This window comes from Dyadobacter sp. HNCC25DJ186 (assembly GCF_056895235.1).
Map to the genome: position 1 here is coordinate 1 of NZ_JBXHAS010000026.1, position 8780 is coordinate 8780.

The 8780-nt window shown below is 39.4% G+C and carries 11 protein-coding genes; 7 read left to right on the forward strand and 4 right to left on the reverse strand.

Annotated elements, in window-relative coordinates:
• Positions 1-37: 37 nt before the first annotated feature.
• Positions 38-229: a hypothetical protein gene (locus AC1XUO_RS29250; RefSeq protein ID WP_483333437.1), complete on the forward strand. Its 192-nt coding sequence runs from the start codon at positions 38-40 to the stop codon at positions 227-229.
• Positions 219-815, forward strand: a complete 597-nt coding sequence (locus AC1XUO_RS29255) for a hypothetical protein (RefSeq protein ID WP_483333438.1) — start codon at positions 219-221, stop codon at positions 813-815. The genes AC1XUO_RS29250 and AC1XUO_RS29255 overlap by 11 nt, the downstream gene beginning before the upstream one ends.
• Positions 816-927: 112 nt before the next feature.
• Here AC1XUO_RS29255 and AC1XUO_RS29260 read toward each other — a convergent pair whose 3' ends face one another.
• A complete protein-coding gene (locus AC1XUO_RS29260; RefSeq protein ID WP_483333439.1) occupies positions 928-2112 on the reverse strand; it encodes a hypothetical protein in 1185 nt (394 codons plus the stop codon).
• Between the two features lie 152 nt (positions 2113-2264).
• Between AC1XUO_RS29260 and AC1XUO_RS29265 the strand changes: the two genes are divergently transcribed.
• Both AC1XUO_RS29265 and AC1XUO_RS29270 read left to right on the forward strand, forming a co-directional pair.
• Positions 2265-2483 carry a hypothetical protein gene (locus tag AC1XUO_RS29265; protein WP_483333440.1) on the forward strand — a complete coding sequence of 73 codons (219 nt, stop codon included), beginning with the start codon at positions 2265-2267 and terminating at the stop codon, positions 2481-2483.
• Positions 2458-3129 carry a hypothetical protein gene (locus AC1XUO_RS29270; protein WP_483333441.1) on the forward strand — a complete coding sequence of 224 codons (672 nt, stop codon included), beginning with the start codon at positions 2458-2460 and terminating at the stop codon, positions 3127-3129. Before AC1XUO_RS29265 ends, AC1XUO_RS29270 begins: the two co-directional genes overlap by 26 nt.
• 22 nt (positions 3130-3151) lie before the next feature.
• Here AC1XUO_RS29270 and AC1XUO_RS29275 read toward each other — a convergent pair whose 3' ends face one another.
• Positions 3152-4180, reverse strand: coding sequence for a DUF4238 domain-containing protein (locus tag AC1XUO_RS29275; protein ID WP_483333443.1), 1029 nt, complete (start codon positions 4178-4180; stop codon positions 3152-3154).
• Positions 4181-4282: 102 nt separating this feature from the next.
• Between AC1XUO_RS29275 and AC1XUO_RS29280 the strand changes: the two genes are divergently transcribed.
• Both AC1XUO_RS29280 and AC1XUO_RS29285 read left to right on the forward strand, forming a co-directional pair.
• Positions 4283-4825 (forward strand): hypothetical protein, encoded by a 543-nt coding sequence (locus AC1XUO_RS29280; RefSeq protein WP_483333444.1) that lies wholly within the window; start codon positions 4283-4285, stop codon positions 4823-4825.
• Positions 4800-6398, forward strand: coding sequence for a terminase large subunit domain-containing protein (locus AC1XUO_RS29285; RefSeq protein ID WP_483333446.1), 1599 nt, complete (start codon positions 4800-4802; stop codon positions 6396-6398). The genes AC1XUO_RS29280 and AC1XUO_RS29285 overlap by 26 nt, the downstream gene beginning before the upstream one ends.
• Positions 6399-6683: 285 nt before the next feature.
• Here the strand turns inward: AC1XUO_RS29285 and AC1XUO_RS29290 are convergent, their stop codons facing one another.
• Entirely contained in the window at positions 6684-7748 is a 1065-nt protein-coding gene (locus AC1XUO_RS29290; RefSeq protein ID WP_483333447.1) for a hypothetical protein, read from the reverse strand.
• A gap of 452 nt (positions 7749-8200) precedes the next feature.
• On the opposite strand from AC1XUO_RS29290, the gene AC1XUO_RS29295 reads away from it, so the two are divergent.
• Positions 8201-8362 carry a hypothetical protein gene (locus tag AC1XUO_RS29295; RefSeq protein ID WP_483333449.1) on the forward strand — a complete coding sequence of 54 codons (162 nt, stop codon included), beginning with the start codon at positions 8201-8203 and terminating at the stop codon, positions 8360-8362.
• Between the two features lie 48 nt (positions 8363-8410).
• On the opposite strand, the gene AC1XUO_RS29300 is transcribed toward AC1XUO_RS29295, so the two are convergent.
• Positions 8411-8780: hypothetical protein (locus tag AC1XUO_RS29300; protein ID WP_483333450.1), on the reverse strand; the 370-nt coding region annotated here is incomplete at its 5' end.

Here is an 8780-nt window from a genome sequence, read left to right on the forward strand (position 1 = left end):
AATTAAACCAATGCCCTTTTTAACGACTTAGAAAGTAATGGCAAAAAACGAAAAAGTGTGGCGTGTCCTTCCTGATTACGAAGGACGCGTCACAGTCGAAACAGAATGTAAACACGTGGTCCTTTCCAATGCATTAAGCCAGGAGCAACTTTCATCGTTTGCTGAAAATCCATCTGTGGCCGTGTTTATGGAATTCACCGCCCAACCAGCACAACCTGATGGCAAGTAAAGAAAAGAAAGCGATCGTGGCCGTTATCGCCGGCGTGACTAGCGCGCTTAGAAAGGCATACGATGTTTTAAATAAAAATGAACATCTGCCCGAGGTGGAAAATACCGAACTGCCAGGGCTGGCCGCTCACATTGTACGGGCGCTCCATAAAGATCTCGCTGAAATTGAAGAAAACGAGCGTTTTGAAGGTCTGGAATATGAACAGATCGTCGAGCTGAAAGAGGTAGAACGCAAAGAGCAGCTGGCAGCCTTACGCGACCAAGCCGGGCAGCTTTTGAAATCTTTGCGCGAACCTGAACCGGCTTTCGATGATGAAGAATTATTCGAAGAATCAAATTCTGACCTGAACGAAGATCCGGACACGGATCATAACGAAGAGCCGGAAAACGACCCGGATGAAGATTCAGAAAATGAACCGATTGTTGTAGATCCACTTCTTGCAGACCTGGCTTTAAAGGAGCTTATTGAACTTTACAATAAAGGTACTGAGGAAATCAAGAACCTTGAGGTAAACAGTCAAGAATTTGAGACCCTAAGTTTGGGCTTGGTGGGTATCAAAGCACAAATTGATAAAATTCAGCCATAAATTGGGGAAAATAAAAACACCGGTAAAATTTTACCGGTGTTTTTTGCAAATTAAGTTTGTACTTCGTTTTTGAAACTTTAAGTTGTGTAAAATGACCTGAAATAACTAACTCTCATTTCAATACTTGCCCGTTCGCAATTACATTCTTGTTACGGAGGCTAGAATCATTGCTAAACGTAAGAAAACTGAAAGCAATTCTTAACCTATCCGAAATTATTATTCCGGCCGATAATTGTCCCATTGTTATAAACTTCTTTTCCAGTTTCAAATTTGTTCTAAACTCATCTGTTCCCACAATACCATTGTAGTTAGCATTAAAAAAGAAACTTATGGCTCCGTTATCAGTACTTGTGGATGCATAAAAGTCCAATCCAATTGAGGCATTACCTGCAAACTTGTCAGTGGAAGTTCCAAATATAGGGATATCCGCAGCACCCTTTATAAGCCCCCTCAAAAGAGCTGTATGACGAAGGTCGCCAGAATGTGCATATACTATTGGATGTTCCAGCGTCAAAGTCGTATTACCTCCATTCGTTGCTAGTCTTTGATATGCTTCTTCTTGTTTTGATTCTTCTTTATCTTCGTTATTGTTTCCGGTTACCATAGCTCCAACCGATGCCCGAAAAAAGCCAAGATTCCCACTTACAAGTTCTGAATAAATCGACCCTGTATTCTTACCAAAGCCAATTCCAGAAGATGATAGCGTATTAAAGCTCTTACCATCATTATTATAAATCAAATCAAAAAAAGCTTTTGATCTGGAAGTACCAAATTTTGTAATAACCGGGCTATTACTAATAAATTCCTTTACGTATCTAAAATATGCAGAATCCGCATCCACTTCGACATCAGAATATTTCTTTGCTAATCTGTCATAATTTTCTGATGTTAGTTTGTTCAAAGCAGCATCTTTATACACACTAAACAGTTTTAATGAATCCCTATTGCTTTCCTGAAAATTTTCTATGTCCTTCAAATCTAAAAGGAGATGTTCTCGATGAATCAGGTTCTTTGTAACAAAAATAGTGTCTCCAAAATCTAGTTTAAAAACAAGAGGTGGAACCACAGCCCCAGCCGCCACTTTTGCTGACCTTCCAGTTGTATCGAACGGAACTGTTGACGTAGCACGCATATCAGGCTCAAGCACGTTTACGCCACTTTGTTGTACATCAGTAGATCTAAGTACTTTTCTAACATTATTTAATTTGAAATTTTGAACGGATTGGGCAAATCCAAATGAACCAAAAAAGACAATAGATAATAAGAGCACGATAGGTGCTAAGTAGATTTTTTTCATAAAAATAGAGTTAAAAGAGAGTTTCGAACAAAAATAGGAGGTTTACTGACATATATACGTCAAACTTAGTTAACGGTAAAATTTGTTAACTCCGTCCTAGTTAATGCAAACTTACATCCGGTATTTAGGGTCCGAACCAACTTAAATCAATTATGGCACTTCCGACAAATTTTACTGACATTAGATTATATCTTCATAGTAAACAAATCGATCACGCATGGCTTAGAACTGTTCTTTCCCAGTATCTGGCTGAAAATGGGCAAACCGATGCTGACCGCTTGACAGATCACCAGGTATGGGTTTTTCGAAACACCATCGCTGAATTTTCACTTTTGTTAAACGAAGATGTGGACGTGGACGATGATGAATAATCAAATTAGACAACAGGAAGCGGCCGTGGAAATGATCCGCCAAATGGTAGCGGCGAAGCGGGCACGGCCGGAAAGATTGGAAGCGGCCATAAACGATCTGAATAAATTAAAATCGGATCTGGCCACTGAAACAATTAATAAGGTTGATAGGCAAACAGCAGCGCCCCGGATGTCGAAGAAAGTGACGGCCATCATGAAGGATGTAAATTCTGATATTTTCGCTTTAAAACACAGCGCTTTAAGCCTGGAAGCTTCCCGCCTCAGACGTGATCAGGCTGAATTAAGTAATATGCTGGTGAAAGTGGATCCTGGAACGCCATGTCCGGATCTGGTGGATAAGATTTTAGAGCTGCACCACAAAATAGAAGATATCCGGGACCAAAAGAATTTCCTGGATCGTAACCAAAATGAAGGACCGCCCAAACCACAGCATGATCAGCAGGTCACCGCGCGGCCAGTCCAGGCGGTACTCAGCAAGGCCGAATTATCAGTCAAATTGCAGCAGAGCCGAGAAAAGCGGTCAAAACTTAAAAGCAAAATGGCGAATCCAAAAGCGTCTATGGCTTTAAAAAGTAAGTGGGAAATTGAATTGGCCCAGGTGGAAGCAATCATTGAAGAAACGGAGATGAAAAGGGCAGTTTTATAATTTAAATCAAAAAATGCAATATTTATAGAAAATCTTCACGGCGCAAATGATGCTCATTGGGGGAGAAATCAAATTCTTTCTGAATGTTCCTGATAAACGACAAATTTAACTTTATGCGATTTTCTCGATTACGAAAAACATGCAAAGAATCTTTATGTAAAGTGTCACCTACTTGAAAATTCGAAACTCCAATTGAAACGGGACTTTTACGGTTTAATGTGCCGCTTTCTCTTAAATAAGTTTTTATCTGCCCAATCTTTAACTCATGATTATAAAATACCTTTTTATCGCATTCTAAGAAATGTAGCTTGTTCAACGCAAAAATATCAGCTACATTTTTCAGAACAATAAATTTGTCTAGTTTATTGCCATATTTATAGGTTGATCCATCATAAAGAGTAAGCATATACCGAGGTCCAAGCGGGAAAAAATACTGAATACCCTTAGAAGCCATACCATTTGAACTTAACAAAAAGCCTTTTTTTTCAGCAAATAAATTGTAGCTCACTACCGAGTTATCCGAGGTAATAAATGGTAGGTCAGTTTTGTTTTCTAGAATCTTTATTTTTAGGTCATTTAAAATATGATAATTATTTTCTGCAACCATAATAGGGATATGGAATGCATCTCCTTTATTTGAGTAGAAAGTAGCAATATCCTTTTCCATCAATTTGTTATAGTAGTTTTCCATTTCTTTCATCTCTCTTTCCATTTGTGGGGTTCTGTTCATGGTTAGTACAAGATATTTTAATAGAAATAAATGATCATCTGACCCAATCGCTGGTGGCAATTTTGTTGCTTTAATCGTTCTAATCAAATCAGCCGCCCTTCCTTCCACACTGGTAAAATATTTTTCAAGTTCACCGTCTTTACCGTACAGATAATCTTTTGAAGCTTCATTTGCTATTAATGCATTGGAATTATAAAAATTCTTATCCCCGATCATAACGCCCACAATTTTTTTTTCTGTTTCCGCCTTGTCCGTATTATCTGTTGAAAAAAATCGCAGGTAAAACTGTGGTACAAAATGTTGATTTCGATTTTCGCCCATTGATTTATAAGTTAATTACTCAAAATATAAGTATAAATTCCTGAATTCTTGTCCTACTTTTAACTAAGCAAACAAAATATCATTGCCTAAAACCGCAATGATATGAAAAATGAATTAATGTCTTTGAACGCGTCCAGTTTACCTGAAAAAGGTGAGCATAAAATGGACAAATTCAAAGATCACCTGGTCAACGGCGCTAAGCTGAACAATCGGGATCAGGTGTATTTTGAGAAAATGAAAAAAGCATGGAGCTGGTCCAGCAAAATGTTTTCTCCTTCACAGGTTGTGACCATGCTGTATAACGAATATGGTCACGAAAAAACCCACGCTTACCAGATTTTAAGGGATGCCTACGAGCTTTGGGGGATCGCGTACGATCTTGATAAACGCGGAATCACAAAGGTGCTTATTGAAGCTCTTTACTTCGCTTTAAGTATCGGCCAGCGCGACGGGGATCCGGATGTGATTATGAAAGCAGCCGAACGGATCGCCAAACTTAGCAAACTCAACGAAGTGGACAACATTGTTCCGCCAGGCGAATCCATGCCGACCGGGGTACGGGTATACGTGGTCAATGGCGATGTTCATGTACCTAATAGCGACAGAAAGGAGGTTATAGATGTCGAAAGCACAGAAGTACGTTGATGATCCATCGTACATAAAGCTGCATCCTAACCCAGCCCAGGCCCATTTCCTTTTCAAGGTCCTGGAAAACGAAGCTGATTTTATTGGCAAAGACGGAATTGGATATCAGTCCGGATTCCGGGCCACTTTTAACGGAGGTAGGGGGTGTGGGAAAACGAACGTTTTAATGCGTTTGATTGCCGAATCAGCGTTTGAATTACCCAGGGCAAAGATGGGATTGGCGTCTATGACCTTCCGGCATGTTCAGGATGTAGTACTTTCACAAAGCCGGAAGGTATTTGCTGAATATGGCTTGCATGAATATGATCCAAAGATCCGAACGTGGGGGCACTACGTAATTAACCGCCGTCCGCCCGAAGGTTGGTGGCATCCCTGGGAAGGTGTGAATACGTATGATAATTGTGTTTGTTTTAAAAATGGATATACGATCGTTTTTCTTTCAGCCGATCGTCCGGACACGGCCCGTGGTTTGAATCTGGATCAGTTAGTGATGGATGAAAGTTTCAAGCTGAAAGAATCATTCTATAATACCGTTCTACGCAAAACCGTAAGGGCCAATAAATACACCTACCGGGATCCTAGACCAGGCCGAAAGGGTTTAAATCATCCTTTGCACTGGATGATTGCTGATTTTACATCCGCAGCCTGGACGCCGGAACAGCAATGGATATACAGAACTGAAGAGCTTATGAAAATTAAGCCTAATCAGTATTTTTTCATGGAATCCACGCCCTATGATAACCTGGCGAATTTACCTGGCAACTGGATCGAGCAGGAAAGGGAGGCGTCAGAATCAGACCTGGCCTTTGATATTGAGGTCATGAACAGACGGGTGGAAAAGATTGAAAACGCTTATTACAGCGCCCTGTCCTACAACCGGCACACGTATAGTGATATGTATGAGTACCAGTATGATGATAAATCCAGGCTCTATATCTACAAACGAAAGGACTACCTGACCACCAAGCCCATTGAAATCAGCCTGGACTTTAATGCAAAGTTCACGTGTCAAGTTATCGCTCAAGAGCATGACAAAGAGCTTAGGTTTATTGATAATCTGTTTGTGAAACGTGCTGATACAAGCCTGGTAGAAGAGCTAGCCCATAAGTTCTGTACTAAGTACAAGGACCACACTAAAAAGGTTGTGTATATCTATGGAGACAACAGCGGTAAGAAGGGCGATCCGGGACGGAACAAAACCCACTATCAGCTGTACAAGAAAGTATTGGCTGATCACAAATGGCGCATCATTGACTGTGTGCAGAACTCTTATCCGCCATACAAGATTCGTTATCGTGTTATCAATACAATCCTTTCGGAGAAGCACGCTTCAGTACCTCGCATTCGGATCAATGAACAGGACTGCAAGAGCTTGCTCATAAGTCTGAAGCACACACCAATCATTGGCGACAACTTCGAGAAGGACAAGTCAAGCGAGGACTCAAAGACGCTTGACCAGCAATATGCAACACACCTTTCTGATGCATTCGATTACATTTTATTTAAAAAATATTCTCGAATTGTTCCAATTGCCGCGACTGGATCCGGACCACGCTTTGGAAAATCAGTGTAGCTAAAAAACGCCTGGCAGATAACGGAAAAAGCAAATGGCAATTGCCAAACCGATACAGGGCGGGCAACCCTCCATTAGAGTAGCGGAAGCCGAACCGGCTTTTTTTAATGTAAGTGACTGAATTTCATTTTCTAATACTTTTTAAATACCGGAATGATGTAATTAAAAGGGGAAAAGGCGAATAATATCATTCAAGATTTGCAAGTGTATTGTATTTAAAATGCTTTTTGACTTGCCAGGTGGACAGCTTCCTAGTAATGGAGATTATTATTGTGTAATCACTTTTTATTCCACAATTCCTTCGTTCACCAACCGACGAATTCTTTCAGCAAACTCCGTTTGGTCTTTGATACTTTTTGTCAAAACTTGTGTAGTTAGGCTATCTAAAACAATATTGTCCCTAAAATGGCTTATGAGATTGTCATTTTGGGGAGACATTATAATTTGAAAGGCTCGACTAATTTGATAATTTGTATTTTGATTGATCAAATCAGTAAATGAAACACTTATCAACGCATCGAATTGATAACGGGAGTGTAGTCTGTTTTCACTTATATACTCAATTTGAAACGGCACTGATAAGCTACTACCCGGGTTTATCCCATTGTAGATTGCCATTGATTTACCATCAACATAAATTGTACCCAACAAAAATGGCTTCTTGCTGGTATATTTTCCTTTGTTTTCGTCAGTGACCTTTACAATTGAAGCTAGTACGACCTTCACATCACTTGCAAGAGTAGAGCCAAAATTTGTTAATTGTATACTTCCAATTATTTTAACATGTTGCCTATCGGAATAACTTTTCGCAGATTTCTCAGAGATTCTGACCGACTCAAAACCTAACCTAGGTGTATTTATTTTTTTTTGAAGCTCATAACTGTACGAAAGAATTTCGGCTTGCTTTCCTTGGATACCTATCATATTTTCATAAACTTTATGAAAAGCGTCTAGATAGGTCTTGTTATCCGACGAAGCCGCAAGAACCATCCTTTTAGTATTTGCGCTGATAGAATCTAAATTTCTTCTTGAATATTCAAGAGACAAACTATCCTTTAAGTAGCTCCATTTGTCTCTTTCTTGAGAGCTTTTAAGTTGACGGGACAGAATATCAATTTGAATACTATCGTTTTTTCTGAGCCTATAAATTTCATCCAAATTTAGCCTATCTTTTTCCTTTGATTCTTGCTGGTTATCGACAAATGTGAAGATAGCCCATATCAACCCCGTAGCAGTTGCCAGGTTTGATAAATTCTGAAAAACGGATGCCCATGGTACGTTTTTCAAATTGCCAATAGCAATTCTAAGACGTCCAATCAAAAGTGTAAGTTTAGGATTTGAAAAATTCATTAGACAATGTATAAAATAAAATAGTCCATACGAAAACTTACTTTGATCTCAGAGCTTAATTAGTCAAAGCATTTCCAAAAAAATATTTGTGACACCTAATCCTTACGCAAAAAAGATGTCGGTTCGATAGAACTACCGTCAAAAAATTATAATACCTGGCTGCAATATTTAAAATTTTAATTCTCAATCCTACTGAGTACAGCATATCTGATTTATGTATTAAATCTCAATTTGGTCATTTCATTTTTTTGTCATTGATTTTAAAGATCATTTTTTTGAACCTAAATTGCCGCCCTACCCCCATCTCCCTTCCAGTGACCATCTCCCTTCCAGTGACCATATTTACTTCATGGTCATGAAAATCCACTTAAAAGACGCAATGCGCTAGATACAGCTCTCGTCCGGATCGCAGAAAACTTTTGCTATAACCTATCAGAAAAAAGATGGGACCTATGGCGAAAAAGACGAATGCCGTAACCGGTCCGGCTATTACAGCAAAGGCAAATCTGACCTGGCCAGCATCAAGCATGAAACCAAACGTGCCGGCAAGGCTATCCTGGAATACCGAACACGCTCCGGTGCCTGGCAGCCTTTCGAGGTATTTTGGTGTTTGATGCGAACTTTCGACGGCCGCGAAATTGATCGTCGATTTTAATCCACTCTTAACAACCCACTAGTGACAACCAAATCGCAAGAATTAGAATTAGAAATACAACGTATCTAATTCTAATTCTTGGTCTTTCATCTTTTTTGTTTGTCGAGAAGGAATTTATTTTCTTTTCAGAAGGAAGAATAGTCAATTTTACGGGATTTGTATCCCAGTTTTTCCCTAAATGTGATTGCGCCTTCGTTTTTGACGTATTCAGTTCTTTTACCAATTGCCTACTTTTCAGGAAAGTAATAGCTGCTTTGTAGGCAATTGTTTCTTTACTGGCGCCGGTGCTGTAAATGTTATCGCCATCAGTATATTCCCCAAAAACCCTAAGATCTAAATCTTGATACTTATACATAGACTTCATGAATTGCTCATTA

Excerpts from the sequence above, each read along its gene's own strand:
- AC1XUO_RS29260 (WP_483333439.1), bottom strand. The coding sequence starts at position 2,112 with ATGAAAAAAATCTACTTAGCACCTATCGTGCTCTTATTATCTATTGTC.
- AC1XUO_RS29265 (WP_483333440.1), top strand. The coding sequence starts at position 2,265 with ATGGCACTTCCGACAAATTTTACTGACATTAGATTATATCTTCATAGT.
- AC1XUO_RS29280 (WP_483333444.1), top strand. The coding sequence starts at position 4,283 with ATGAAAAATGAATTAATGTCTTTGAACGCGTCCAGTTTACCTGAAAAA.
- AC1XUO_RS29270 (WP_483333441.1), top strand. The coding sequence starts at position 2,458 with ATGTGGACGTGGACGATGATGAATAATCAAATTAGACAACAGGAAGCG.
- AC1XUO_RS29250 (WP_483333437.1), top strand. The coding sequence starts at position 38 with ATGGCAAAAAACGAAAAAGTGTGGCGTGTCCTTCCTGATTACGAAGGA.
- AC1XUO_RS29285 (WP_483333446.1), top strand. The coding sequence starts at position 4,800 with ATGTCGAAAGCACAGAAGTACGTTGATGATCCATCGTACATAAAGCTG.
- AC1XUO_RS29290 (WP_483333447.1), bottom strand. The coding sequence starts at position 7,748 with ATGAATTTTTCAAATCCTAAACTTACACTTTTGATTGGACGTCTTAGA.
- AC1XUO_RS29275 (WP_483333443.1), bottom strand. The coding sequence starts at position 4,180 with ATGGGCGAAAATCGAAATCAACATTTTGTACCACAGTTTTACCTGCGA.
- AC1XUO_RS29295 (WP_483333449.1), top strand. The coding sequence starts at position 8,201 with ATGGCGAAAAAGACGAATGCCGTAACCGGTCCGGCTATTACAGCAAAG.
- AC1XUO_RS29255 (WP_483333438.1), top strand. The coding sequence starts at position 219 with ATGGCAAGTAAAGAAAAGAAAGCGATCGTGGCCGTTATCGCCGGCGTG.